Below are 23,442 nucleotides of genomic sequence, written 5' to 3'. Positions count from 1 at the left end.
CCCCGGCCCCGCCTCCCGTCGTGCCGTCCCCCTGCGTCCCGTCTCCCTTCGCCCCGTCCCGCAGCCGTGCGATCCGGCGCAACACCTGCCGCATCCCCAGGGCCTCCGCGTCGCGCTCCACTTCGGCGAGGAGCGCGGCGGAGTCCTCGCCGAGCGCGGTCAGGGCCTGGGCGAGGCGGGTGCGGGACTCGATGGACCAGGCCTGGGCGCCGAGCAGGTCGGCCGAGCGGTAGGCCGCGGTGAAGCCTTCGGCCGCCTGGGCCCAGCGGCCGAGTGCGGCGTCGCACAGGGCCGCCCAGTGGGCCATCGGGCCGCTGATGTCCCAGCCGAACATGGACACCGCCCACTGCCCAGCCCCCGCGTACGGCTCCAGCGCCGCGCGGGCCCGCGCGCACAGCTCCGGGTCGCCGGAGGCCGCCGCGGCCTGTGCCTGGAACCGCAGCCGCAGGGGCAGGAAGCCGCGGTCGGACGACGCCCCGCCCGCCAGGAGGGTCCGGGCGTACTCGACGGCCGCCTCGACGTCGCCGCCCGCACGCGCCGCGCGATCCGCACCGCCCGCACGCGCCACGCGGTCCGCGCCGCCCCAGTCCGCGTCGGCCCGCTCGATCGCCGTGATCCCGGCGAGCAGCCGTGGGCACGGATGGTCCCGGCCCAGCGTGCTGACCAGGTCGTCCAGGCCCTCGTACCGGCCCTGGAGCAGGGCGAGCGTCCAGCGGTGGTGTTCGAGCAGCGCGACCATGGGGTCGTGCGGCAGGGACCGCTCCGCGTAGCCGAACGCCTCCGTGAGGAAGCTCTCGGCCTGGGCGAAGCGCCCGGCGAGCGCGATGACGATGGACTGGTCGATCGCGGCGCTGACGCCCATCCGCGGCAGCCCGTACCGCTCCGCCATCGCCACATACGCGTGGTACTCGTCCAGATAGCGCGGGTCGCCGAGCTCGATCAGCGCCACCCAGTGCAGGGCCCGCGCGAAGCACTCGCCCTCGATGTCGCTGGTGCGGCGGGCGATCGTCGCCAACTCCTCGACCAGCGCGACCCGTTCCGGCGCGGTGCCCGGACCCCAGATGGCGTGGTGCCTGGCCCAGAGGCTGAACCCCAGTGCCTCGTCGTCCTCCTGATGCCGGGCCAGGACGGTGGTTCTGATGCTGAGTTCCTGGGCGAGTTCCTCCGCCGTACGGTCGGCGGCGGCTCCCTCGGGCCCGACCATCCGGTCGTAGGCCTCGCGCAGCAGGTCGTCGCTGGGCCGCTGCCCGTGCGTCGACCCATAGGTGGTGTACGAGGCGAGGGCGACCCGTGCCAGCAGGCCGGGGTCGTCCAGGCTGCGGGCCAGCCGGAGCGTGTCGTCGATGATGCCGTTCGCCTCGGTCTGGTCCCCGTGGTACTGCAGGCCGTGCGCGAGGCCCAGCATCGCGATGACGCGGCGGCCCTGGTCCTTCAGGCCCACGGCGCGCTCCACCGCCCGCCGCTGGTGCGCCAGTTCCTCCTCCACGGCGAGCCGTGACCCGGCGTCCTGCGCGGCCTCCTGCAGCAGCCGCACCGCCGTCTCGGGCTCGATCGCGTCACCCGCGGCGTACGCGTGCCGGGCGCGGTCGGCGGGGAAGACCTTCTCGGCGAGCGCCGGCACGGCCTCCAGGGTGCGCACCACCTCCGCGTGCCGCTCCCCGGCGCCGTCGGCCAGCTCCTCGTACAGCGTCTCCCGTACGAGGTCGTGCACGAAGGCGTACCGGCCGCCTCCCAGGGGCTTGACGAGGCGGGCCACGGCCGCCTGGCCGAGCAGCCGGTCGACATGGGCCACCGGCTCGCCCTCGACCGCGGCGAGCACCTGCCGGTGGAACTCCCTGCCGAGCACCGCGCCCGTGGTCAGCAGTTGCGCCACCGGGTCCGGCAGCAGGGCGAGCCGCCGCCGCACGGCCTCGCGCACGCCGGGCGCGATCGCGTCCACGGAGGCGCCGGACGCCCACAGCCGGGCTGTCTGTTCCACGAAGAAGGGGTTGCCGCCGGTCCATCGGTGTACTTCCGCGGTGAGCTCGGGGGCGGGCGCGCGCCCCGCCGTCCGCGTGATCAGCGCCCCGGTCTCCGCGCGGCCGAGACCGGACAGGGTCAGTGTGGTCGCCTTCGTGGCCAGGGGCAGTATCTGCTCGCGCAGCGGATGGCCCTCGGACTCCACCTCGGCGTCCCGATACGCCCCCACCAGCAGCAGCCGCTCGAACCAAGCGTGCCCGGCGGCGAACTCCAGCAGCTTCAGCGAGGCGCCGTCGGCCCAGTGCAGGTCGTCCAGGACTACCACGACGGGCCGCTTCTGGGAGACCGTGACCAGCGCGGTCGTCACGGCGTCGTACAGCCGGAAGGCCTCCGCCGAGTCCTCGCCCGGCCCCGCGTTCGCCCGCGCCTCGCCGAGTAGCACGCCGAGCGCGCCGCCCGCCGCCTCCTCGGCCGCCGCCAGCTCTGCCTCGTCGACCGCCCGCCGCAGGCCCCGTACGACCTGCACCCACGGCCAGTACCCCGGCGCGCTGTCCGACGCCCAGCAGGCGCCGGTCAGCACCAGCGCGCCCAGCCGCCGCGCCTCGTCGGCGGCCTCGCTCATCAGCGTCGTCTTGCCGATGCCCGCCTCGCCCGTGACGAGCAGCAGACCGCCGTGGCTCTCGGCGGCCCGGGCGATCTCGGTGCGCAGCACGGTGACGGGATGGTCGCGCCCGATGAGTTCGGGGGTCATGCTTCGAACGATAGGCCCACCCACTGACAGGGGGCCTATCGTTTTCCACAGGCCGTCTCCACAGGCCGTCTCCACAGGCCGTCTCCGCAGGCCGTCTCCGCAGGCCGTCTCCGCAGGCTGTCTCCGCAGGCTGTCTCTGTAGGCCGTTTCCACAGGTCGTCTCCGCAGGCCGTCTCCACAGACCGTCTCCTCGGGCGCTCGGCCCTGTCCGGCCAACTCGGTCTCAGGGCCGCCTCAGGGATAGCCTGGCTGGTCATGGGAGCAGGACAGCCCCGAGTGACAGACGGGACCGCGGGCGGAACGAGCGGCGGCGGACTCGCCCCCGCACCCCGCCGACGCGCGTCCCCCTTGCGCGGCCAGGCCCCCGTCATCGCCGCCGTCGCCCTCGGCGGTGCGCTCGGCGCGGCCGCCCGCTATGGCGCGGCCCAACTCTGGCCGACCACGCCCGGCACCTTCCCCTGGACGACCCTGACGGTGAACGCTGTCGGGTGTGCGGTCATGGGCGTCTTCATGGTGGTGATCACCGAGGGTCGTCAGGTGCACCGTCTGGTGCGGCCTTTCTTCGGCACCGGGGTACTCGGCGGCTTCACCACCTTCTCGGCGTACGCGGCCGACATCGAGCACCTGATGGACGTACGCGAGGCGCGCACCGCCCTCGCGTATCTGGCCCTGACCCTGCTGACCGCCCTCGCGGCGGTCTGGCTCGCGGCGGCGGCGACCCGCCGCGTCGTGGGGCGGGCGCGATGAGTCGTCACGCGGGCGAGATGGGCCGTGACGCGGGCGAGATGGGCCGTGACGCGGGCGCGACGACTAGTGACGCGGGCACGACGAAGGGACGACGCATGACGCGGCTGACCGGCACCGCACTGCGGGTGACCATCCTGATCGGCGAGAGCGACACCTGGCACCACCGCCCGCTGTACGCGGAGATCGTGCACCGCGCCCGTGCGGCGGGCCTCGCGGGGGCCAGCGTCTTCAAGGGCATCGAGGGCTTCGGCGCCTCGTCCCTGGTGCACACCCAGCGGCTGCTCTCGATGAGTGAGGACCTGCCGGTGGCGATCCTGATCGTCGACAAGGAGGAGCGGGTACGCGCCTTCCTGCCGCAGCTCGACGAGCTGGTCTCCGAGGGCCTGGTGATCCTCGACGACTGCGAGGTCATCCGGTACGTGGGGCGGGAAGGCCGGGACGGGTGAACTGGCTCCTGGTCATGGTCGGCGGCGCGGTCGGCGCCCCGCTGCGCTACCTCACCGACCGCGCCGTGCAGTCCCGGCACGACACCGTCTTCCCCTGGGGCACCTTCGCCGCCAATGTCACCGGGTGCCTGGCGCTTGGCCTGATCACCGGCGCGGTGGCCGCGGGCGCCGCGTCCTCGCAGGTACTTCTGTTGCTCGGCACGGGCCTGTGCGGGGCTTTGACCACGTACTCCACGTTCTCGTACGAGACCCTCCGGCTCGCCGAGTCGGGCGCCCGGCTGTTCGCCGTACTGAACGTGGCCGCGAGCGTGGTGGCCGGACTCGGTGCGGCGTTCGTCGGGATCGCGGTCGCCGAGGCGCTCTGGCCGTAAGAGCCAGGTTAAGGCGGCACTGAGTGCCGCGCCCCAGGGTCGCAAAACCCCTGGTCAGGGCCGTACATCGACCCTTACGACCAAAAGAGCGACACCCCTGGTGGGCCATGTCACATTCACCGAACACACCGGTTTCCGACAGATGGCCGGGAAGTTTCGAAGGGATTCCTCATGGCAACCACGGAGACGCGGGCAGCCGAGAGCCAGGTGCGGCAATCCGCGGGGCCACGACCCGGCGCCGACGACCAGCACCTGCCGGTCAAGCGCATCTGGATCGGACGGCTGCTCGGCCCGGCCCTCGGCCTGCTGGTCTACTTCCTGATCCCGGCCGACCCCGGTCTGTCGACCCCGGCCCGCACCTCGCTCGCCGTGGCGATCCTGGTCGCCGTCTGGTGGATGACCGAGGCGCTGCCGCTGGCGGCGACCTCGCTGGTGCCGCTGGTCGCGCTGCCGCTGCTCGGCATCTTCCCGATCGGTGACGCCACGGCCGCGTACGGCCATCCGATCGTCTTCCTCTTCCTGGGCGGCTTCGTCATCGCGCTGGCCATGCAGAAGTGGAACCTGCACAAGCGCATCGCGCTGCTGACCATGCGGGCCATCGGCACCAAGCCGCGGCAGCTGCTGCTCGGCGTGATGACCGCGACCTGGTTCCTGTCGATGTGGGTGAGCAACACCGCCACCACCATGATGATGCTGCCCATCGGCGTCAGCGTGCTGGCGATGGTCGCCGCGGCCCGGCGCGCACACGCCGCTCCGCAAGGAGGCGCATCCGATGCGGACCCCGAGGAGGACCCGGTGGCGGCGCTGGCCGCCGACAAGGACACCAAGAACTTCTCCGTCAGCATGATGCTGGGCATCGCCTTCGCCGCCACCATCGGCGGTCTGGCCACCCTGATCGGCAGCCCGCCGAACCTGATCATGACCGGCATCATGGAGGAGACCTACAACGTCCAGATCAGCTTCGCCGACTGGATGAAGCTCGGCGTGCCGCTGTCCGCCGTCTTCCTGCTCATCACCTGGCTGTTCCTGACCCGCGTCGCCTACCCGACCCGGATCGGCGACGTGATGGGCGGCAAGCAGGTCATCCAGGACGAGCTGGACAAGCTCGGCCCGATGTCCCGCGGCGAGTGGACCGTCCTCACCGTCTTCGTCTCCACCGCGCTGCTGTGGGTCTTCAAGGACCAGCTCAGCGGCTGGGACGCGCTGACCTCGGTGCTGCCGTTCATGGCGCAGCTCAACGACACCACCATCGCCCTCGGCGCCGCGCTCGCCCTCTTCCTCATCCCCGTGTCGGCGAAGAAGGGCGTGTCGGCCATGGACTGGCGGACCGCGCAGAACGGCGTCCCCTGGGGTGTGCTGCTGCTCTTCGGCGGCGGTCTCTGCCTGGCCAAGGCGGTACAGGACACCGGGCTCTCCACCTGGATCGGCGGCACCATGGACGGTCTGGGCTCGCTGCCCGTACTGCTGCTGGTCGCCACCGTCTGCCTGATCATCCTGATGCTCACCGAACTCACCAGCAACACCGCGACGGCCACCACCTTCCTGCCGGTGCTCGCCGCTGTGGCCGTCGGCATCGGCGTCGACCCGATGCTGCTGATGGTGCCCGCCGCGATGGCCGCCACCTGCAGCTTCATGCTCCCGGTCGGCACTCCGCCGAACGCGATCGTGTTCGGCTCCGGCTATGTGACGATGCCGCAGATGATGCGGGCCGGGCTCTGGCTGAACCTGATCGGCGTCGTCCTGATCACCGGGATGACGATGCTGCTCGGCGGCTGGGCGCTGGGCCTGTCGTTCTGACGCATCCCGCCGCTTCCCCCTGCGCCTCCGTCCTGACCTGCGAGAATGACCCCATGCGCAAGCGAATGAGCCTGGCCCGTCAGCTCTTCGCACTGCAGCTTGCGGTGATCCTCGCGCTGGTCGGGACGGCGGCGCTGCTGGTGTTCCTGGAAGTACGCCGGGACACCCGCGCGCACGCCGAGCTGGAGGTACGCACCCTCGCCTCCGCGCTGGCCGAGCTGCCCGAGGTCCGCACCGCCCTGGAGAGCCCCGACCCGGCGGCCGTACTGCAGCCGCTCGCCACCTCCGTACGCGAGGCGACCGGCACCGACTTCATCGTGTTCATGGCTCCCGACCGGACCCGCTACACCCACCCCAACCCGGAGCGCGTCGGCGAACCGTTCGTCGGCACCATCGGGCCCGCGCTCGAAGGCCGCGCCTTCACCGAGAGCTACGAGGGGACACTCGGCCCCTCGGTCCGCGCCGTGGTGCCCATCCGCGATGCCGACGGCGAGGTGGACGCCCTGCTCTCGATCGGGATTCTCCAGGAGCAGATCGGCAGCGAGCTCCAGCGCCGCCTGTACCCGGTCGTCTACCTCTCCGCGGCCGCGCTGCTGGTCGCCGCCGCCGGCTCGTACGCGATCAGCCGCCGCCTGGACCGGCAGACCCTCGGCCTCGGCGCCGAGGAGATCACTCGGCTGTACGAGCACCACGACGCCGTACTGCGCACGGTTCGCGAAGGTCTGCTGATCGTCAGCCCGCGCGGCGAACTGGTGCTCGCCAACGACCAGGCGCGCGCCCTGCTCGGGCTCACCGGCCACCCCGAAGGCCGCCAGGTCCGCGACCTGGGCCTGCGGCCCCCGCTGGACGGACTGCTCGCCTCCGGGGAGCCCGCCGACGACCGGTTGTGCGTCTACGGTGACCGGGTGCTCGTCGCCCACCAGGAACGCATCGAGAAGGACGGCCGCCCGCTGGGTACCGTCACCACCCTGCGCGACCACACGGAACTGGAGGCGCTGGCGGGCGAGTTGGACTCGGTCCGTGGTTTCACCGACGCGCTGCGCGCGCAGGCGCACGAGTCCGCGAACCGGCTGCACACCGTGATCACCATGGTCGAACTCGGCCAGCCGGAGCGCGCCGTGGAGTTCGCCACCGTGGAACTGGCCTCGGCGCAGCAGCTCGCGGACCGGCTGACCGAGTCGGTGGAGGAGCCCGCGCTGGCCGCCCTGCTGCTCGGCAAGGCGGCCCAGGCCGCCGAGAAGGGCGTGGAGTTGGTGGTGACGGAGGACACCGCCGTGGCCGAGTCCGCCGTCACGGCCCGCGATCTGGTCACCCTGGTCGGCAACCTGGTGGACAACGCGATCGACGCGGCACTGACCGCCGAACCACCCCGCAAGGTCACGGTGACCGCGCGCAGCGAGCCCGACGGCGGGCTGCTGGTCCGCGTGTCCGACAGCGGCCGCGGCGTGGACGGCGCGCACCTGGACTCCATCTTCACGCGGGGCTGGACCACCAAGTCCGCGGCCGGGGGGCGGGGGCAGGGCCTGGGCCTCGCCCTGGTCAAGCAGGTGATCAGCAGGTACGGGGGTGAGGCGGAGGTGGGTACGGGCAACGGCGGGGTGTTCACCGTACGACTGCACCCGCGCGAAGGCTCAGAAGAGCCGGACGAGCGAGGAGATCAGCCAACGCGAGATCAGCCGGACGAGCCAGGAGAGGAAGCATGACCAGCGGTAGAACCATGATCAGAACACTGGTCGTCGAGGACGATCCACGCATCGCCGACGCGCACGCGCAGTACGTCGAGCGGGTGCCCGGCTTCACCGCCACCGGCGTGGTGCACCGGGGCGCCGAGGCGCTGGACTTCCTGGACCGGCACCCCGTCGACCTCGTCCTGCTGGACTTCTACCTCCCCGACATGACCGGCCTGGACGTCTGCCGCACCCTGCGGGCCCGCGGCCACCTCACCGACATCATCGCGATCACCTCCGCGCGCGATGTGGGCACCGTCCGCTCGGTGTTGGTGTACGGCGTGGTGCAGTACCTACTGAAGCCGTTCAGCTTCGCCGCCTTCCGCGACAAGCTGGAGCGCTACGCCGAGTACCGGGGCCATCTGCTCGACCACGGCCCGGCCACCGCCCAGCAGGACCTGGACCGGGCGTTCGGGGCGCTGCGCGGCAGCGTCGGCGGCCCGCTCCCGAAGGGGATGAGCAACCCGACGCTGTCGGCCGTGGTGGACCTGCTCCGCGAACTCGACCCGCGCGGCATCACGGCCACCGAGGCGGGCCGCCGCCTGGGCATGGCCCGCGTCACCACTCGCCGCTACCTGGAACACCTCGCCGACCAGGACCTCGTGGAACGCCGCCCGCGCTACGGCAGTCAGGGCCGCCCGGAGAACGTCTACCACTGGAACGGCCCGTCGGCCTCGCCCAGTAGCGGGTCCTGAAGGTCGTCTCGGAGGCCGTCCTGGAGACCCTCTGAGAGGTCTCAGAGGTCCTTCGCGGGCCAGTCCAGCAGACGTGCTCCGATCACCGACGTCTGCAGCGTGTACCGGTGCAGCGGGTCGGCGGGGTTGGAGCCGGTGAGCTGGTGGATGCGTTCCAGGCGGTAGGTCAAGGCGCGTACACTCAGGGCCAGTTGGCGGGCCGCCGCGGCCGAAACGCAGCCGGCGTCGAAGTAGGCGACCAGCGTGTCCAGGAGCGGCTCCGCGCCGCCGCGTGCCTGCTGGAGCGGGCCGAGCACGGTCCGTACGAGATCGGCCATCGCCTCGCGGTCCCGGGTCAGTACGGGGTAGACCAGCAGGTCGGCGGCGAGCAGTACCGGCTCGTCGAGGCCGAGGCGCTCGGCCAGGTCCAGTGAGCCGAGCGCCTCCTCGTAGCTGCGGACGACGCCGCCCGCCCCCTGGTGCGCGCGGCCGATCGCCACCTGGCCGCCGTCCGTGGCCGCGTGGGCCTGCTTGGCGAAGTAGTTGAGGACGTTGCCCTGGTCGCCGGGGGCGATGCAGATCAGCCGGCCGTCCTTCGTGGTGAGCAGGATGGCGCGGTCCCCGAAACGGGCGATCAGCGCGGCCTCCACGCCGCGGGCCACCGGGTCGGTCTCGGTGTACGCGTCCGGGCCCGTGGCGACCGCGACCGCGTGCGCGTGCGAGAGCCGCAGACCGAACCGCTCCGCGCGCTCGGCGAGGCGGCCCAGGTCGCTGCGGCCGTGCAGCAGGTCGTCGATGAACTCGCGGCGGGCCGCTTCCTCGCGCCGTACGGCGATCCGCTGGGCCCGCTCGTACCCCTCGGCGAAGGCGTCAACGGCCTGCTCCACGGCGGCCAGCACGCTGTCGGCCGAGCCGGGGGCGCCGGGCCAGGTGGTGCGGGTCGCGGACAGGTGTTTGAGCAGCAGGGTGCGCAGCCCGTGGCCGTCCTCGGCGGCCTGTTCGCCGAGCTGCCGCCGGGAGTCGAGCTCGTCGCGGGTCAGCCGTCTGCCGGTGGCGGAGGCCTCGGCGAGTATCTGGGCGTACCCGTCGAGATAGCCGTCAAGAGAACCGTCGCGAGAGGGGCCGCGGGAGCCGTCGCGGGAGCCGTCACGCGCGTGGTCGCGGGAGCCGTCGCGGGAGCCGTCACGCGCGTGGTCGCGGGAGCCGTCGCGGGAGCCGTCACGCGCGTGGTCGCGGTCGCTCTCGGGCATCTGGTGTCTTGTCACGCACTCCCCCTAGGCACACCGGTGGCCTTGACTCCCGGCGTCAGTAACGCGTCAAGACTGCCGGGCTTCGGCAGTGCGGGCAAGTGGCGGGCCGCGGTGGCCGCGATCGGGGTGGTGGCGGACCGGTGCCGGGAAACGGCAGCCGAGTCTGCCCAACGGGAGTCCCGGTGCCGACACCGTTGCCGGTAGTCGACACCGGGACCCTCCCCCGTGTTCCCCCGCTTCCCCCGTTTCCCCCCNGACCGCATTGCCGGAACCCGGCAATGTTTAACGCCTTCCTAATGCCGGATCTTCAGCATCTGTGACACGAGGGCCTGTTGGGAGTGCGGGCAGGCGTCGGGGGTGTCGGGGGTGTCGGGGGTGGCCCTCAGGGACAAGTCGGGGGTTTCCCCCATGTCAGGGTGCGGCGGCCGTCCCTAGGCTCGTAACCCTCGGAGGTAACCACTGCCATACGTGGAGGAATTCATGCGTCAGCGCCGTGTGCTCTCAGCTCTAGCGCTCGCCGGGGCGGGCGTGATCGGTCTCGGCGCCTGCGGTGCGATCACGGGCAAGAGCTTCGATGACGAGGCCACCGTGTCCAGGAAGGACACCGCGAAGATCACCTCTGTGCTCCTGGACAACGGCGACGGCAGCGTCGAACTGCGCGGCGGGGACGACACCGACGAGGTGTCCATCCGTCGGGATGTCGACTACCGCGGCGACAAGCCGAAGGGTGCGTCCCACAAGATCGAGGACGGGGTGCTGGTGCTCGGCGGCTGCGGCGACAAGTGCACGGTGCGCTACACCGTGGACCTGCCGGACGGGCTTCCGGTGCGGGGCAAGACGGCGAACGGCAAGGTCAGCCTGTCCCGTATGGGCGCGGTGGGCGTCTCCACCACCAACGGCGCCATCGACCTGAAGTCGATCACCGGCGCGGTCGATGTGAAGACCAGCAACGGCAGGGTCACCGGACGCGGCCTCGCGGGCGAGTACACCCGCGTGCACACCAGCAACGGCAAGGTCGACCTCACCGCGACCAAGACGCAGGACGTCCGCGTCAAGACGTCCAACGGCGCCATCTCGCTCAGGGTCCCGAACGAGACCTACCGGGTGACCACCAAGACCAGCAACGGCAGCAAGGAAGTCGGCGTCGCGACCGCCCCGGACGCCACCCACGCGCTGGACCTGTCCACCAGCAACGGCGCCATATCCGTCAAGCCCTCGGGCTCCTGAGCCGCTACGCGGTACGAGGCGAGACCTCGCCCATCTGTCCCCAGCCGTCCATCTCCGGGATCTCGGTGCTGACGATCCGCGGAGTCTCGGCGACGGCGTACGACATGGCCTCCGTACCCGCCTTGAAGTGGTCGGCCTCGACGTGCGCCTTGCCCGCATCGCCGTCGCGGAACGCCTCTACGAGGACGAACTCATGCGGGTTGTCGACACTCTTGGACCACTCGAAGAAGAGGTTGCCCGGCTCGGCGCGGGTGGCGCGGGTGAAGTCGTCGACCAGGTCGAGCCACTTGTCCGCGTACTCGGGGCGGACGGTGAATTTCACGGTGATGAAGATCATGAGAGGTCCTGTTCCTGGCTTTCCTGCCTGATGTCCTGCGTTTTGTCCGTCATGGAATCGTAAGGCCGTTCGCGGTGCCGCCCGCGCCCGGCTCGTCCTACGGTGCCAACGTGACGACGACACGATCCCGAGCAACCGCCGCCTGCGCCCTGTTGGCCTCCGCTGTGCTGGTCCTGACCGCGTGCGGTACGGAGAGCGACAGCGGTACGGAGGACGACAGCGGTACGTCCTCGAAGGCGTCCTCGAATGCGTCCCCGAAGGCGTCCGCGGAGAAGTCCGCCTCCTCGCCCGCCGTGACCGAGGGCGGGGCGACACAGAACGTCTCGGAGACACTGCGCTTCACCGGAACGACCGTCGACGGCAAGCCCTTCGACGCCGCGACCCTGGCCGGCCGGCCCACCGTGCTCTGGTTCTGGGCGCCTTGGTGCCCCACATGCAAGGGCCAGGCGGCGGAGACCGCCAAGGTCGCCGAGGACTTCGACGGCAAGGCGCATGTCGTGGGCGTGGCGGGCCTCGACAAGCAGAAGGCGATGGCGGACTTCGTCTCCGACACCAAGGTCGACGGCTTCCCGCAGCTGAACGACGAGCGTGGCGACATCTGGAGGAAGTTCAAGATCACCGAGCAGAGTGTCTATGTGATCCTCGACGAGGACGGCAAGGAGACCTTCACCGGCGTGCTCCCGGCCGGAAAGGGCCTCGCCGACAAGCTCGACCAACTCGTGGGCTGACGCCCCGGTGTCCGATCTGCCTCTCGCCCTGGCCCTCACCGCCGGGATGCTCGCCGCGGTGAACCCGTGCGGCTTCGCCCTCCTCCCCGCCTACCTCTCGCTGCTCGTACTCGGCGACGACTCGCCCACCAGGGCGGTGGCCGTCGGCCGCGCGCTGGCCGCGACCGCCGCGATGACCGCGGGATTCACCGCCGTCTTCGCCCTGTTCGGCCTCGCCATCGCCCCGGTCACGAGCCAGGTGCAGCAGCATCTGCCCTGGTTCACCGTGGTGTTCGGGCTGCTGCTCGCGCTGATTGGCGGCTGGCTGCTGGCCGGGCGCGCCCTGCCCGCGCTGCTGCCCAAGCTGCGCCGCGCGCCCGCCGTCACCCGCTCGGTGTGGTCGATGGGGCTGTTCGGCGCGGCGTATGCGATCGCCTCGCTGGGCTGCACCATCGCCCCGTTCCTGGCCATCGTGGTCACCGCGTTCCGCAGCGGCTCGCTCGGCGAGGGCGTGGTGCTCTTCGGCGCGTACGCGGGCGGGATGGGCGCGGTCGTCGGCGCGGCCGCGCTCACCGTGGCCCTCACCCGTACCGCCAGGGTCTCCGGCATCCGACGGCTCGGCGCGAGTGCGTCGCGCGTTGGCGGGGCGCTGTTGCTGCTGGTCGGCGCCTATGTGGCGTACTACGGCTGGTACGAGATCCGGGTGCAGCGCGGCGGCTTGGTCGAGGATCCGGTGATCGAGGGCGCGGCGGTGGTGCAACGCTGGCTCGCGGACGGGCTGGACACGGTCGGCGTCGGGGCGGTGGCGGGCGTGCTCGCCGTACTGGTGGCGATTGGGCTTGTACGGGTACGGGGGCGGAGGCGTCGCCGTACTGGCCACCAGGCTGGGCTCAAGTGACCAGGCGGGGCTCATAGGGGCCAGGCTGGGCTCAAGTGACCAGGAACGCGCCCGCGGTGGCCGCACCGGCCGTCGCGCCCGCGACCGTCTGCGCGACCGTGTGGTACCGCAGCGCGACCCGCGACCAGCACACGGCGACGGCCAGGGTGTAGGCCGGCAGCCACCAGGGCGAGTGAACCGCGGCGAGCAGCGCGACCACGGCCGAGGCGACCGCCGAGTCCACCGAGATCTTCCAGACGGTGTTGACGGCAAGGAGGACGACGGTCATCGCCCAGAGCGCGAGCATCGCCAGCAGGATGCCGCTCGGGGCGTTCCCGATGACCATGACGAGTGAACCGGCGCCCAGCGAACCGAGGATGACGAAGAAGATCGGCGCCCGTTTGGTGCGGTCGACGACATGCCGGTCGCCCCAGGTGCCGCGGCCCCGCTCCCACTCGATATAGCCCGCGGGTATCAGCCCGGCGCAGAGCGCGCCGAGCAGACCCCAGGGCAGGCCGGTCCAGTCGCCCGCGGCGGCCAGGCCGATGCCGAGCATGCCGATGATGAGGACGTTGCGGGGTTGCAGGATGTCGGTGACGCGGCGGGCTGTTTTCGTGGTCGCTGTCGTCGGTGGTGTTGGTGACGTTGGTGTTGTCGGCGTCAGGACACTGTCCCGTCGTTGTCCCGCGTGTCTCGCTCGGCCTTGGCCTCCGCCAACAGCGAGAGGGCGAACTGCAGCAGTTCCGGTGGGAGTTTGTCGTCGCCCAGGCCACGCGCGGCCAGGCCGCTGATCTCCCCCGTACGACGCTTCGCGAGGAATCGCAGCCCGGCGACCACGTCGTCGACGACCTCGGACTCCTCCTTGAAGAAGCGCCAGTCCACGTCGAAGCCGAGCCCGAGCGCCTTGAGGATCTCCTCGGACGGGTCGGTGACCTTCCCGGCGAGGATGTTGGAGAAGTAGCTGTGCGACAGGGAGCCCCCGCGTTCCCTGACGAGCTCCGCGAACTGGCGCCCCGAGACGCGCTGGCCGGGGAAGGTCTTCTCGACCATGTACTCGACCTTCTGCCGCAGCGTCCTCAGCTCGGGTGTGCGCTCGCCGCCCTTGTCCTCGTAGTCGTCCATCCCCGGTCCCCATGTTCATAAAACGGGCTTGCGTAGGCACTCTACGTCACTGTTAACTCGAAAAAACACGGGCAAGGGGCCACGAGGGGAGTCCCTTGCCCGCCTTACTTATAGGTGTAGCCCTTCGCGACGGGGGATGCACGAAGGGCTACACCTCGCATTATGACAGCTCGTCAAGAGCCTCGCTCGATGCCTGACGACTGAGTTACTCGGTGATTACTCGACGCTGAGCACCTCGCTCACCTGGCGGCGTGGCGTGCCGGGTCCGGTGGGCCCGTAGCCGAGTCGTAGCACCAACTGGACCTGGCCCATCGCCGTCCGCGGATCGCGGACGGCCCACCGCAGGTCATCCCATTCGAGTGCCTGCGAGGTGAGGGACGTGGCCAGGCCGCGGGCGGTGGCCAGGAGCAGTACGCGCTGCAGGGCCTGGCCCGCGCGCAGCCAGTCGGGGCGGTGGTCTTCGGTCGTGCCCAGCAGGGCGAGCTGGGGTATGGCCTCGAACGGCACGGCACCCCGTTCGGAGGCGGAGCGGCGGCGGCCCGCGAAATCCCGCACCGGGGCGCCACCGCTGCGCTTGCGCGGCCCGAAGGCGTACTCGGGGACACCGTCGTCGGCCGCGTCGGCGTCGGCGCCCATCCGGGTCCAGTGGGCCAGGTCCGCGAGGCGCTCCTCGTCTTCGGAGTCGCGCCACTCCGCGTCCTGGACGAGGTTCATCAGGTGCTGCACATGCCAGGGGGAGGGGAAGAGGAGTGCGGCCCCTTCCTGCGTGGCGGCGTCGCACAGCGCGTCCCGGATGTCCGGGGGGATGGGTTTGTCGTCGAAGGGGACGCGGCTGGTGTGGCGGCGCCCGATGGCTGGGTAGAGCGCGCTGATCGTGTCAGGTGCGTCTGCTGTGCTGGGGGCCAGCCGTACGTTCGCGAGCAGGGACTCGTCCTTGCCGGTGTCGGGCAGCAGCTCGACCTCGGTCGTCAGGCCCGCGTGCGCGGCGGCCACCCGCAGGGTGAACAGGGCCGCACCACAGCCGAGGTGGAGGGCGCGGCCCGCCGGGTCGACATGCGGGACCGCCCGCCGCTCGTCCGCGTACAGCTGGAGCGTCGCGGTCGCGCTCAGGTAGCGGAAGCGCCAGGGCTGGGCGTTGTGCAGGGACGGTGACCTCGTCGCGTCCTCTACGAGGGATGTCACGGTCGTCGTGTCGATACCGTCTGCGCTGGCTGGGCTGGCTGGGCTGGCTGCGCTGGCTGGGCTGGCTGCGCTGGCTGCGCTGGCTGGGCTGGCTGCGCTGGCTGGGCTGGCTGGGCTGGTTGGGCTGCCCGGGCTGGCTGGGCTGTCTGGCCCGTCTGGGCTGGCTGGCCTGTCCGGGCTTTCTGGCACTTCTGGTGTCTGCGGCATGGACGTCCCCTCTCGGGGCCCAGGGTCCTGCGTGCGCGGCGTCCGCGACAGCGGCCGACCGGCCTCTCGGGCGGGCCGGGTGTCCCGATCTGTCCCGCCCCCGGATTCCACGGTAGGCGCTCGCCAGGGCCGGGACCACTCGGTGATCTCGGGTCTGCGGGCTGCTAAACCTACCCTTACGTCAAGGTAAGTTTGGGTGGGTGGGGAGACCCCGGCGGATGATCAGCCATCATGAGGAGTCGGCGTGGTCGCGCGCCGGTGGTGCGGGTTGGACGGACAGGTCGACGAGGGACGGGTGGCGAAGGTGCGGGAGTACAGGGTGCGGGCCGAGCTGTTGGCGGTCCGGTGAACGCGGCGAGCGCGGCGGCGGCCACGGAGGCGGCGCGGCGGCGCACGTTCGCGGTGATCAGTCACCCTGACGCGGGTAAGTCGACGCTGACCGAGGCGCTCGCCCTGCACGCGCGGGCGATCACCGAGGCGGGCGCGGTGCACGGGAAGTCCGGTCGGCGCGGGGTCGCGTCGGACTGGATGGAGATGGAGAAGGCGCGCGGGATCTCGGTCACGTCCGCGGTGCTGCAGTTCGAGCACCAGGAGTGTGTACTGAACCTGCTGGACACCCCCGGTCACGCGGACTTCTCCGAGGACACGTATCGCGTGCTGGCCGCCGTGGACTGCGCGGTGATGCTGATCGACGCGGCCAAGGGTCTTGAGGAGCAGACCCGGAAGCTCTTCGATGTGTGCCGACACCGGGGCATCCCGGTCATCACGTTCATCAACAAGTGGGACCGGCCGGGGCGTGAGGCCCTGGAGCTGCTCGACGAGATCGAGAGCGAGTTCCGGCTCAAGCCGACGCCGGTCACCTGGCCGGTGGGTGAGGCGGGGTATCTGAGCGGGCTGATCGACGCGCGTCGGCCGGAGCGGATGCTGCGCTACACCCGTACGCCCGGTGGCGCCCAGGCCGCGACCGAGGAAGTGCTCTCGGCCGAGCAGGCGGCGCTCGACCAGGGTGTCGACTGGGAGCGGGCCACCGAGGAGCTGGAGCTGCTCCAGGCGGACGGCGCCGAGTACGACGAGGAGTCGTTCCTGGCGGGCAAGTCCACGCCGGTCTTCTTCGGCGCGGCCGTCTCCAACATCGGCGTACGGCTGCTGCTTGACGCGGTGGTCGAGCTGGCTCCGGCGCCTGGTGCGCGGGAGTTGGAGGGTGGGGGTGAGCGGGCGGTCGACGCGCCGTTCTCCGGCCTGGTCTTCAAGGTCCAGGCGAACATGGACCCCTCGCACCGTGACCGGACCGCGTTCCTGCGGGTCTGCTCGGGTGTCTTCGAGCGGGGCTCGACCGTCACCCGTGCCGTGAACGGCAAGCCGTTCGCCACCAAGTACGCCAACAGTGTCTTCGGCCAGGACCGTTCGTCGGTCGATATCGCTTACCCGGGTGATGTGGTGGGCTTGGGCAACGCGGGTGCGCTGCGGGTCGGCGACACGTTGTACGCCGGTACTCCGGCTGTCTTCCCGCCCATGCCGACCTTCGCGCCCGAGCACTTCGCGGTGGTGCGGCCGGCCGACATCGGCCGGTCCAAGCAGTTCCGGCGCGGTATCGCGCAGCTGGATGAGGAGGGCGTGGTCCAGGTTCTGGTCTCGGATCTGCGGGGTGACCAGGCGCCGGTGCTGGCGGCTGTCGGGCCGATGCAGTTCGACGTGGTCAGCCACCGGATGGAGAACGAGTTCTCGGCGCCGGTGCGGTTGGAGATGCTGCCCTATCACCTGGCCCGCGCCACCGACGCGGCCGGGGCGGAGGGGCTTGGCCGCTCCAGGATCATCCGTGGCGAGGTTCTGACCCGGGTCCGTGACAAGGAGCTGCTCGCGGTGTTCCCGGACCGCTGGCAAGCGGCATCCTTCGAACGAGCCTTCCCGGACGCCCGCCTCGACCCGCTGCTGGCCGCGCACGAGTAGGAGCGGGGCGCGGCGGGGGTGCGCGCTCCGTGCCGTGCGGGGTGCGTCGCGGGGTGGCGGGTGCGCTCTGTTTCGTTGTGGGGCGGGNTGGCCGCACCCGGGCCGAGTACGGGAGGGGCTCGCCTCAGCCGGTGAACTCCCCGCCCTTGACGGCGGTCACGAAGGACGACCAGGCGGTCGACTCGAAGACGAGCGCGGGGTGGTGGGGGTTCTTGCTGTCGCGGACGGGGACGAGGGCGGGGTGGTCGTCGGAGACCTCGACGCACTGGCCGCCGTCCGAGTTGCTGTAGCTGGACTTGCGCCAGGTGGCGGAGCTCAGGAAGTCGTCGGAGACCTCGACGCACGCCCCGCCGTCCGGGTTGCTGTAGGAGCTCTTGCGCCAGGTGACGGAAGTCAGGTCGATGGTGCGCACGGTGCTTCCTCCAGGATCTGCCCGATGAACTTCCGCGACTCGGCAGGAGACAACGCCAGGTCGCGCACCGCATCGTAGACACGTTGCAGTCGCTCAACCGAGCTGTTTTCCTCGACCAGTTCGCCACGGTGGGTGTTCTCGGTGTAGGCCACGGTCCGCCCGTCTAGAAGCCGCAAGAACATCACGTCGGTGCTTACCAGGCCGTACAGACCAGCGGCCTGGGGGAGCACATGGAGTGTCACCTCCGGACGTTCGGCCGCCTCGACGAGGTGCTCTAGCTGGTTCCGCCACGCCTGCGCATGCCGCAGTGGGGTGCGCAGCACGGCCTCGGACAGGATCGTACGGAAGTGCGGTGCATCCGCCCCGGTGAGCAGCACCTGACGTCCGATCCGAGCTTCAACCTGCCGGTTCAGCTCATCGCCCTTGGTTCCACCCACCGTGAGCAGTTCACGCGCGTACTCCCTCGTCTGGAGCAGCCCGTGAACGGTGCTCACTCCGTAGTGCCAGAGACTGACCGCCTCCGCCTCCAGCGTCATGTACCGCCGGTATTGCTCCCGGAACTGCGTCGGGTCGCCGACCGCTAACTCCCACAGAGTGAGGAGGAGTCCGGACGTCCCGTAGTGCTGGTCAAGCGCCTCGACGACCTCCGGGCCGCCCAGCGTCTCCCCGCTCTCCATCTTGCCGAAGAGCGACCAGTCCCAGCCCAGCACCTCGCCGAGCTTGCGCAGGCTGTCGCCGCTCTGCGAGCGGAGTAACCGCAACTCCTCGGCGAACCGTTGGCGTGGTTCCTGGCTTCGACCCGTGACCACCCGTCTCGGCGGCATGGCGTGCTCCTCCGTGGAAGGTGTGGAACTACCGCCAAGTGGCCAGGAAGTACAGCCCGCTGACGTGGTCCGTTCCCTGTTCCGGGTCCATGCTCGTAGTGCCCGGAATACACAGAGTAGTCACGGAAGGGGGCTGATGACGAGGATTCAGGAAGCCGAGGAGGCCCGCGACGCACTGGCCGTCGCCCTGCGGCGGGCGGGCATCCAGTTCCCGGCGATGGACGTACGTACGCCTCTCGCGCTCGGCGAGAACGGGTACGCGCTGGTGAACCTCGGTGAGTGCTCCGCGCCGGTGATCCGCGAGTTGGCGGAGGTCATTGAGAAGGGGGCGTGCGAGCACCGCCAGACGGAGATGCGCGACGGCAAGACCCATTGCCGTACCTGCAAGAGACAGTTGTACCTGTGACCGAACGAAGGGAGAGCCCCGCCTGGCTCCTGGGAGTGACGGGGCTGGTTGGTTCCGCGAGTCGGCTAGTGCTCTGACCGCATAGGTTCGCCGGGTTGGCGGTCGTAGCGGTTGGATGTGCGGTGACATCCGATCCGACCGCTGGAGGCGCGGTGGCCGAGCCCGTCCGTGTGCGCAGACTGACCGACCAGGAGGGTCAGAAGCTGCAGCAGATCGTGCGCCGGGGCAGCGCCAGTTCGGTTCGCTACCGGCGGGCGATGATGCTGCTGGCCTCGGCCGGTGGGAACCGAGTGCCGGTGATCGCCCAGCTGGTGCAGGCCGACGAGGACACCGTCAGGGATGTGATCCACGCGTTCAATGAGAAGGGCCTGGCCTGCCTGGACCCTCAGTGGGCGGGAGGCCGTCCCCGCCGACTCAGCGATGACGACGAGGACTTCGTCATCGCGACGGCCACTACCCGCCCGGTCAAGCTCGGCCAGCCGTTCACCCGCTGGTCGCTGCGCAAGCTGGTCGCCTACCTGCGCAAAGTGCACGGCCGGGTGATCCGCATCGGCCGTGAGGCGTTACGGTGCCTGCTCGCCCGCCGCGGCGTCACCTTCCAGCGCACCAAGACCTGGAAGGAGTCCCCGGACCCCGAACGGGAGGCGAAGCTGGACCGTATCGAGCACGTCCTGGACCGCTTCCCGGACCGGATCTTCGCCTTCGACGAGTACGGCCCACTCGGGATCCGGCCCACCGCGGGCTCGGGCTGGGCCGAACAACGGCGTCCCGACCGGCTGCCGGCCACCTACCACCGCACCCACGGAGTCCGGTACTTCCACGGCTGCTACTCGGTGGGCGACGACCGGCTGTGGGGCGTGAACCGGCGAAAGAAGGGAGCCGTGAACACGCTGGCCGCGCTGAGATCGATCCGTGCCGCCCGGCCCGACGGCGCACCGATCTACGTGATCCTGGACAACCTGTCCGCCCACAAGGGCGCCGACATCCGTCGCTGGGCGAAGAAGCACAAGGTCGAGCTGTGCTTCACCCCGACCTACGCCTCGTGGGCGAACCCGATCGAAGCACACTTCGGACCGCTGCGGCAGTTCACCATCGCCAACTCGAACCACCCCAACCACACCGTGCAGACCCGGGCCCTGCACGGCTACCTCCGCTGGCGCAATGCCAATGCCCGCCACCATGACGTCCTGGTCGCCGAACGCAAGGAACGCGCCCGTATCCGCAGCGAGAAAGGCATCCGCTGGGGCGGCCGACCCGCTCTCGCCGCATGATCAGGCGACCTGGCGAACGTTCCAGGTCACAGCACCCCCTCCGCCGCGAATCTGTCTGGGCTACTTGACCAGCCGGAAGGCGGGGTGCCCAACCCAGGCCCGCAGGAACTCCGCCGATCCCAGCGCCATCCAGTCGTCGCCCGCGATCCCCAACACCCCCGGAAGGCCAGCGACGACCGACGCATGTCCATCCAGCAGCTCGACATTGGCCACGCCCCCGATGACGTCCATGACAGCGGCGGTCAGCAGGGCCGTGGTCACGTGATCGATCTCGCGATTGCAGCAGGCGCTGACATTGACGGCATGGGTCGGTCTGAAGCCGAGGATGGCCTCCACCTCGGGCTCGTCCGCGTGCTCAGCCTCGAAGGTGCTCTCGTCGCCGACGCCCGGCCCCATCAAGTAGACCAGGAAGGGCCGACACCAGTCCTCGCGCTGCGGATTGAATCCCACCAGGGCCGTGAGCTCCTCGTCCGCGGAGGTGTTGCCGAGGAGTGGCAGCGGGAAGGGCTGATCGGCTCCGCGACCGCTCGCATTGTTCCCACACCGAGTCCAGCCGATCCGAGCACCGACGCCGCCAACCCGGCGAACCTATGCGGTCAGAGCACTAGACGGAAATCGGAACGGCGTGGATCTCGTTCGCCGGGTGACCGGCGCGCTCGTGAACGCGCTTCACGGCGTCTGCGGAGGGGGCTTCGGACAGGCAGTACACGACTCCCGCGTCGGGGTCGGCCCAGGCCCGTTCGAAGTGCACGCCCTCTTCCGACTCGATCGCCAGATCCGCCTTGTGTGCCGCCGAGAGCTGCTCGGCCGTGATGCCCTGCATGTCGTGGTGGACGTCCATGAACATGGTCATAGCCCCGCCACCTCCGGTCTGGTTTATCGAGGTCGTGGGAGTCTTGCTCTCACCATCGTCCGCCTGGCATCGTCCCGGTGCAACCGGTCGACGGATGGGCGGACTTCGTCAATCTTGCCACCCGGACAGCGGTACAGTAACCGCGTCATCACGCTTCGTATGCAACTACGGAGCGGCCCCCAGCGGTGTGCAACCACCGACTGAGGGCCTTCACCAACGAGTGGCAAGGACCCCACCCGCGATGCTCAAGCATGCTATCTCGCCCACCCGTTTCTTCTCCCAGACGCCGAACGACATCATTCGGCATCCCCGCCTGAACGGTACCGCCGTACGCCTCCTTCAGTGGGCGCTGTCCCTCCCCGATGGGTCGAGGGACACCATCCAGTCCATCGGCGAGAAGATGCCCGAAGGGAGGATGGCGGTCAGGAAGGCGCGGCAGCAGCTGGAGCAGGAGGGGTACCTGCACACCCGTCGCGCCCAGGCTCCGGAGACCGGGCGCTGGACCACCCAAGTGCTGGTCTCCAACGTGGCGTTGACGACCGAGGATGAGATCGCCGCAGCCTTCAGGGACGGGCGCCGGGGCGGGCAGCTGCCCCCGAGTGACCACACCCCGTCCGCCGGGCGGCAGGGCGGCCAGGCCGTCGGCGCATCCCCCAAGGGGGAGAACATGGAGGAGAACACCACCAACCCGCCCGCCTCGGAAGGCGCGTTGGTCCGCGCGACCGCGTTCCTCGGCCGCATGGGCGACCGCGCGCCCGCTCTGCGGCTCGGGGCGCCCGAGATCGTACGGCTCGCGCCGCTGGCCGCCCGGTGGTTGGAGTCGGGGGCGACGGAGGCGGACCTGTGTCAGGCGCTCACCACCGATCTGCCCCAGCCCGTGCGCTCCCCGGCAGCCCTGCTCTCGTACCGCCTGACCAGCCGGACTCCCGTGCCCCGAGAGCCAGTTCAGCCGCTGGCCGAGTGCGCGGACTGCTGCGGTCCGCTCCCGCGCGGCCAGCTCACCGGTCTCTGCGCCACCTGCGCGGGCGTGCCCCCGCAGGCGCCGCCTCCGGCGCACGCCACGACCGCCGCCGTGGGAGCTGCCCGCGTACGGGAGGTCCTGGCGGTAAGGCCACGGGGCGGTGCGGGGTGGTGGCTGCCGGGACGGGCGTGACCGGCGCGGCTCAGGAGGAGGGGCTGCGGCTGCATATGATCGGCCGGTGGATACATCCGTCGTACTGCATGCGGCCGCGACGCCGACCGCGCCCGCTCTCGTGCTTCGGCCATGGCGCGTGGCGGACATCGGCGCACTCGTCGAGGTGTGCCGGGATCCCGTACTGCGTCGCTGGACGAGTCATCGTGTGGACAGCGAGGCGGACGGGGTGCGCTGGGTCGAGGAGCAGGAGCGGGCCTGGGCTGCGGGGGGCCGGTTCTCCTTCGCGGTTCTTGAGGTGCGATCCAGGGCAGGGCAAGAGGAACTGGCGGGGCAGGTGGTCCTCAAGGACGTCGCCCCCGGTGAACCCGGCGCCGAGGTGGGCTACTGGACCGCGGCACACGCTCGCGGGCGGGGAGTGGCACCCCGAGCTCTGGAGGCGCTGACCGGCTGGGCCTTCGACACCTTCGAGGGCGCGGGCCTCAAGCGTCTCGACCTCCTGCACCAGGTGGACAACGAGGCGTCGTGCCGGGTCGCGCGGAAGAGCCGGTACGCGTTCGACCACGTGCTGCCCGCATCGCCGCCCGACTATCCCCTCGATGGCCATGTGCACGTCCGGCGCCTGGGCGGCTCCTGAGTCACCCGGATGGCCCGCCTCCGGTCGCCCGGGCCTGCGTACGGCCGCAGGCTCGGTGCTCTCTGACCGAGAGATGGAGAAGGGCGGCGCGGCCATGAGTGACAAGGCGAGCGACGGCGGCGACGGTGGGGCGGCCTGGGCGTCCGGTGGGACCTTGTTCGCTGGTGTGCTGATGCTGGTGAACGGGGTGCTTGGGGTGCTCCATGGCATCGCGGGCATTGCCAAGGACGACGTGTACGCACGGCTGGGTGACTACGTCTACAAGTTCAACCTGACTGCCTGGGGGTGGATTCACCTCGTTTTCGGCGTCTTGGTCGCTGTTGCCGGGTGGGGCATCCTGAAGGGAGCGGACTGGGCGAAGGGCGTCGGCGTCGCCGTCGCGAGTGCCGTGGTGATCGTCAACTTCGTCTGGCTGCCGTACCAGCCGGTCTGGGCGTTCATCTCGGTGGCCATCGGTGTCTTCGTCATCTGGGCGTTGTGCACTGACACTTCGGACCCGGCGGATCGTTCGGACCGCGCCGACGCCGGATCGTCGCCCTCTCGCTGAGCTGAGAGGGCGAACAGGCATGCGGAGGTGTG

25 protein-coding genes are annotated in these 23,442 nt (G+C 70.6%); 15 read left to right on the top strand and 10 right to left on the bottom strand.

Annotation, left to right across the window (positions count from 1 at the left end):
- A partial coding sequence (locus tag U9R90_RS16495) for an ATP-binding protein (RefSeq protein WP_411057200.1) occupies positions 1-2,710 on the bottom strand: 2,710 nt, incomplete at its 3' end.
- A gap of 255 nt (positions 2,711-2,965) precedes the next feature.
- Here U9R90_RS16495 and crcB (U9R90_RS16490) point away from each other — a divergent pair.
- From crcB (U9R90_RS16490) to U9R90_RS16465, 6 genes are all read left to right on the top strand, one after another.
- On the top strand, positions 2,966-3,457 hold the full coding sequence (gene crcB, locus U9R90_RS16490) for a fluoride efflux transporter CrcB (RefSeq protein ID WP_411057199.1): 492 nt from the start codon (positions 2,966-2,968) through the stop codon (positions 3,455-3,457).
- A 95-nt stretch (positions 3,458-3,552) separates the two neighbouring features.
- Positions 3,553-3,903, top strand: coding sequence for a DUF190 domain-containing protein (locus tag U9R90_RS16485; protein WP_411057761.1), 351 nt, complete (start codon positions 3,553-3,555; stop codon positions 3,901-3,903).
- Positions 3,900-4,274 carry a fluoride efflux transporter CrcB gene (gene crcB, locus U9R90_RS16480; protein ID WP_411057198.1) on the top strand — a complete coding sequence of 125 codons (375 nt, stop codon included), beginning with the start codon at positions 3,900-3,902 and terminating at the stop codon, positions 4,272-4,274. Before U9R90_RS16485 ends, crcB (U9R90_RS16480) begins: the two co-directional genes overlap by 4 nt.
- Positions 4,275-4,445: 171 nt before the next feature.
- Positions 4,446-6,071 (top strand): SLC13 family permease, encoded by a 1,626-nt coding sequence (locus tag U9R90_RS16475; RefSeq protein WP_411057197.1) that lies wholly within the window; start codon positions 4,446-4,448, stop codon positions 6,069-6,071.
- A gap of 53 nt (positions 6,072-6,124) precedes the next feature.
- Entirely contained in the window at positions 6,125-7,774 is a 1,650-nt protein-coding gene (locus U9R90_RS16470) for an ATP-binding protein (RefSeq protein ID WP_411057196.1), read from the top strand.
- A gap of 14 nt (positions 7,775-7,788) precedes the next feature.
- Positions 7,789-8,493: a response regulator gene (locus U9R90_RS16465; protein WP_411057760.1), complete on the top strand. Its 705-nt coding sequence runs from the start codon at positions 7,789-7,791 to the stop codon at positions 8,491-8,493.
- A gap of 41 nt (positions 8,494-8,534) precedes the next feature.
- Here the strand turns inward: U9R90_RS16465 and U9R90_RS16460 are convergent, their stop codons facing one another.
- A complete protein-coding gene (locus U9R90_RS16460) occupies positions 8,535-9,737 on the bottom strand; it encodes a helix-turn-helix domain-containing protein (RefSeq protein ID WP_411057195.1) in 1,203 nt (400 codons plus the stop codon).
- 465 nt (positions 9,738-10,202) lie between these two features.
- Between U9R90_RS16460 and U9R90_RS16455 the strand changes: the two genes are divergently transcribed.
- Positions 10,203-10,949 (top strand): DUF4097 family beta strand repeat-containing protein, encoded by a 747-nt coding sequence (locus U9R90_RS16455; RefSeq protein WP_411057194.1) that lies wholly within the window; start codon positions 10,203-10,205, stop codon positions 10,947-10,949.
- A 4-nt stretch (positions 10,950-10,953) separates the two neighbouring features.
- Here U9R90_RS16455 and U9R90_RS16450 read toward each other — a convergent pair whose 3' ends face one another.
- Complete coding sequence (locus tag U9R90_RS16450; protein ID WP_411057193.1) at positions 10,954-11,286, bottom strand: putative quinol monooxygenase; 333 nt, start codon at positions 11,284-11,286, stop codon at positions 10,954-10,956.
- A gap of 110 nt (positions 11,287-11,396) precedes the next feature.
- On the opposite strand from U9R90_RS16450, the gene U9R90_RS16445 reads away from it, so the two are divergent.
- Positions 11,397-12,014 carry a redoxin domain-containing protein gene (locus U9R90_RS16445; protein WP_411057192.1) on the top strand — a complete coding sequence of 206 codons (618 nt, stop codon included), beginning with the start codon at positions 11,397-11,399 and terminating at the stop codon, positions 12,012-12,014.
- Between the two features lie 7 nt (positions 12,015-12,021).
- A complete protein-coding gene (locus tag U9R90_RS16440; protein WP_411057191.1) occupies positions 12,022-12,891 on the top strand; it encodes a cytochrome c biogenesis CcdA family protein in 870 nt (289 codons plus the stop codon).
- A 31-nt stretch (positions 12,892-12,922) separates the two neighbouring features.
- Here U9R90_RS16440 and U9R90_RS16435 read toward each other — a convergent pair whose 3' ends face one another.
- The 3 genes from U9R90_RS16435 to U9R90_RS16425 form a co-directional block, all read right to left on the bottom strand.
- Positions 12,923-13,534: a hypothetical protein gene (locus U9R90_RS16435; RefSeq protein ID WP_411057759.1), complete on the bottom strand. Its 612-nt coding sequence runs from the start codon at positions 13,532-13,534 to the stop codon at positions 12,923-12,925.
- Complete coding sequence (locus U9R90_RS16430; protein ID WP_411057190.1) at positions 13,531-13,992, bottom strand: hypothetical protein; 462 nt, start codon at positions 13,990-13,992, stop codon at positions 13,531-13,533. Before U9R90_RS16430 ends, U9R90_RS16435 begins: the two co-directional genes overlap by 4 nt.
- 216 nt (positions 13,993-14,208) lie before the next feature.
- Complete coding sequence (locus U9R90_RS16425; protein WP_411057188.1) at positions 14,209-15,174, bottom strand: Acg family FMN-binding oxidoreductase; 966 nt, start codon at positions 15,172-15,174, stop codon at positions 14,209-14,211.
- A gap of 552 nt (positions 15,175-15,726) precedes the next feature.
- On the opposite strand from U9R90_RS16425, the gene U9R90_RS16420 reads away from it, so the two are divergent.
- Positions 15,727-17,328 carry a peptide chain release factor 3 gene (locus U9R90_RS16420; protein WP_411057187.1) on the top strand — a complete coding sequence of 534 codons (1,602 nt, stop codon included), beginning with the start codon at positions 15,727-15,729 and terminating at the stop codon, positions 17,326-17,328.
- Positions 17,329-17,452: 124 nt separating this feature from the next.
- On the opposite strand, the gene U9R90_RS16415 is transcribed toward U9R90_RS16420, so the two are convergent.
- Positions 17,453-17,740: a DUF397 domain-containing protein gene (locus tag U9R90_RS16415; RefSeq protein ID WP_411057186.1), complete on the bottom strand. Its 288-nt coding sequence runs from the start codon at positions 17,738-17,740 to the stop codon at positions 17,453-17,455.
- Entirely contained in the window at positions 17,722-18,564 is an 843-nt protein-coding gene (locus tag U9R90_RS16410; RefSeq protein ID WP_411057185.1) for a helix-turn-helix domain-containing protein, read from the bottom strand. The genes U9R90_RS16415 and U9R90_RS16410 overlap by 19 nt, the downstream gene beginning before the upstream one ends.
- Before the next feature lie 136 nt (positions 18,565-18,700).
- On the opposite strand from U9R90_RS16410, the gene U9R90_RS16405 reads away from it, so the two are divergent.
- Positions 18,701-18,970 carry a hypothetical protein gene (locus U9R90_RS16405; protein WP_411057184.1) on the top strand — a complete coding sequence of 90 codons (270 nt, stop codon included), beginning with the start codon at positions 18,701-18,703 and terminating at the stop codon, positions 18,968-18,970.
- A gap of 152 nt (positions 18,971-19,122) precedes the next feature.
- The gene (locus U9R90_RS16400) at positions 19,123-20,241 is read left to right on the top strand and encodes an IS630 family transposase (protein ID WP_411057183.1); all 1,119 of its coding nucleotides are present in this window, start codon (positions 19,123-19,125) and stop codon (positions 20,239-20,241) included.
- Between the two features lie 60 nt (positions 20,242-20,301).
- Here U9R90_RS16400 and U9R90_RS16395 read toward each other — a convergent pair whose 3' ends face one another.
- Positions 20,302-20,691 (bottom strand): DUF6368 family protein, encoded by a 390-nt coding sequence (locus tag U9R90_RS16395; RefSeq protein WP_411057182.1) that lies wholly within the window; start codon positions 20,689-20,691, stop codon positions 20,302-20,304.
- Between the two features lie 154 nt (positions 20,692-20,845).
- Positions 20,846-21,094 carry an SCO4226 family nickel-binding protein gene (locus U9R90_RS16390; RefSeq protein ID WP_411057181.1) on the bottom strand — a complete coding sequence of 83 codons (249 nt, stop codon included), beginning with the start codon at positions 21,092-21,094 and terminating at the stop codon, positions 20,846-20,848.
- Between the two features lie 241 nt (positions 21,095-21,335).
- On the opposite strand from U9R90_RS16390, the gene U9R90_RS16385 reads away from it, so the two are divergent.
- The 3 genes from U9R90_RS16385 to U9R90_RS16375 all read left to right on the top strand — a co-directional run bounded on the left by U9R90_RS16385 (position 21,336) and on the right by U9R90_RS16375 (position 23,410).
- Positions 21,336-22,247, top strand: coding sequence for a hypothetical protein (locus tag U9R90_RS16385; protein WP_411057180.1), 912 nt, complete (start codon positions 21,336-21,338; stop codon positions 22,245-22,247).
- A gap of 46 nt (positions 22,248-22,293) precedes the next feature.
- On the top strand, positions 22,294-22,863 hold the full coding sequence (locus tag U9R90_RS16380) for a GNAT family N-acetyltransferase (protein ID WP_411057179.1): 570 nt from the start codon (positions 22,294-22,296) through the stop codon (positions 22,861-22,863).
- 73 nt (positions 22,864-22,936) lie between these two features.
- Entirely contained in the window at positions 22,937-23,410 is a 474-nt protein-coding gene (locus U9R90_RS16375; protein WP_411057178.1) for a hypothetical protein, read from the top strand.
- The last annotated feature ends 32 nt before the right edge of the window (positions 23,411-23,442 follow it).

It is taken from the genome of Streptomyces sp. E11-3, from assembly GCF_046540415.1.
Lineage (GTDB): Bacteria > Actinomycetota > Actinomycetes > Streptomycetales > Streptomycetaceae > Streptomyces.
The sequence above is the reverse complement of the archived record's forward strand: the minus strand, read 5'-3'. Positions and strand labels throughout refer to the sequence as shown.

What these genes read in the sequence shown, in the direction of transcription:
- U9R90_RS16450 (WP_411057193.1), bottom strand. Translation starts at nt 11,286, where the DNA reads ATGATCTTCATCACCGTGAAATTCACCGTCCGCCCCGAGTACGCGGAC.
- U9R90_RS16405 (WP_411057184.1), top strand. Translation starts at nt 18,701, where the DNA reads ATGACGAGGATTCAGGAAGCCGAGGAGGCCCGCGACGCACTGGCCGTC.
- U9R90_RS16475 (WP_411057197.1), top strand. Translation starts at nt 4,446, where the DNA reads ATGGCAACCACGGAGACGCGGGCAGCCGAGAGCCAGGTGCGGCAATCC.
- U9R90_RS16390 (WP_411057181.1), bottom strand. Translation starts at nt 21,094, where the DNA reads ATGACCATGTTCATGGACGTCCACCACGACATGCAGGGCATCACGGCC.
- U9R90_RS16385 (WP_411057180.1), top strand. Translation starts at nt 21,336, where the DNA reads ATGCTCAAGCATGCTATCTCGCCCACCCGTTTCTTCTCCCAGACGCCG.
- U9R90_RS16455 (WP_411057194.1), top strand. Translation starts at nt 10,203, where the DNA reads ATGCGTCAGCGCCGTGTGCTCTCAGCTCTAGCGCTCGCCGGGGCGGGC.
- U9R90_RS16430 (WP_411057190.1), bottom strand. Translation starts at nt 13,992, where the DNA reads ATGGACGACTACGAGGACAAGGGCGGCGAGCGCACACCCGAGCTGAGG.
- U9R90_RS16485 (WP_411057761.1), top strand. Translation starts at nt 3,553, where the DNA reads ATGACGCGGCTGACCGGCACCGCACTGCGGGTGACCATCCTGATCGGC.
- U9R90_RS16465 (WP_411057760.1), top strand. Translation starts at nt 7,789, where the DNA reads ATGATCAGAACACTGGTCGTCGAGGACGATCCACGCATCGCCGACGCG.
- U9R90_RS16410 (WP_411057185.1), bottom strand. Translation starts at nt 18,564, where the DNA reads ATGCCGCCGAGACGGGTGGTCACGGGTCGAAGCCAGGAACCACGCCAA.
- U9R90_RS16375 (WP_411057178.1), top strand. Translation starts at nt 22,937, where the DNA reads ATGGAGAAGGGCGGCGCGGCCATGAGTGACAAGGCGAGCGACGGCGGC.
- U9R90_RS16470 (WP_411057196.1), top strand. Translation starts at nt 6,125, where the DNA reads ATGCGCAAGCGAATGAGCCTGGCCCGTCAGCTCTTCGCACTGCAGCTT.
- crcB (WP_411057199.1), top strand. Translation starts at nt 2,966, where the DNA reads ATGGGAGCAGGACAGCCCCGAGTGACAGACGGGACCGCGGGCGGAACG.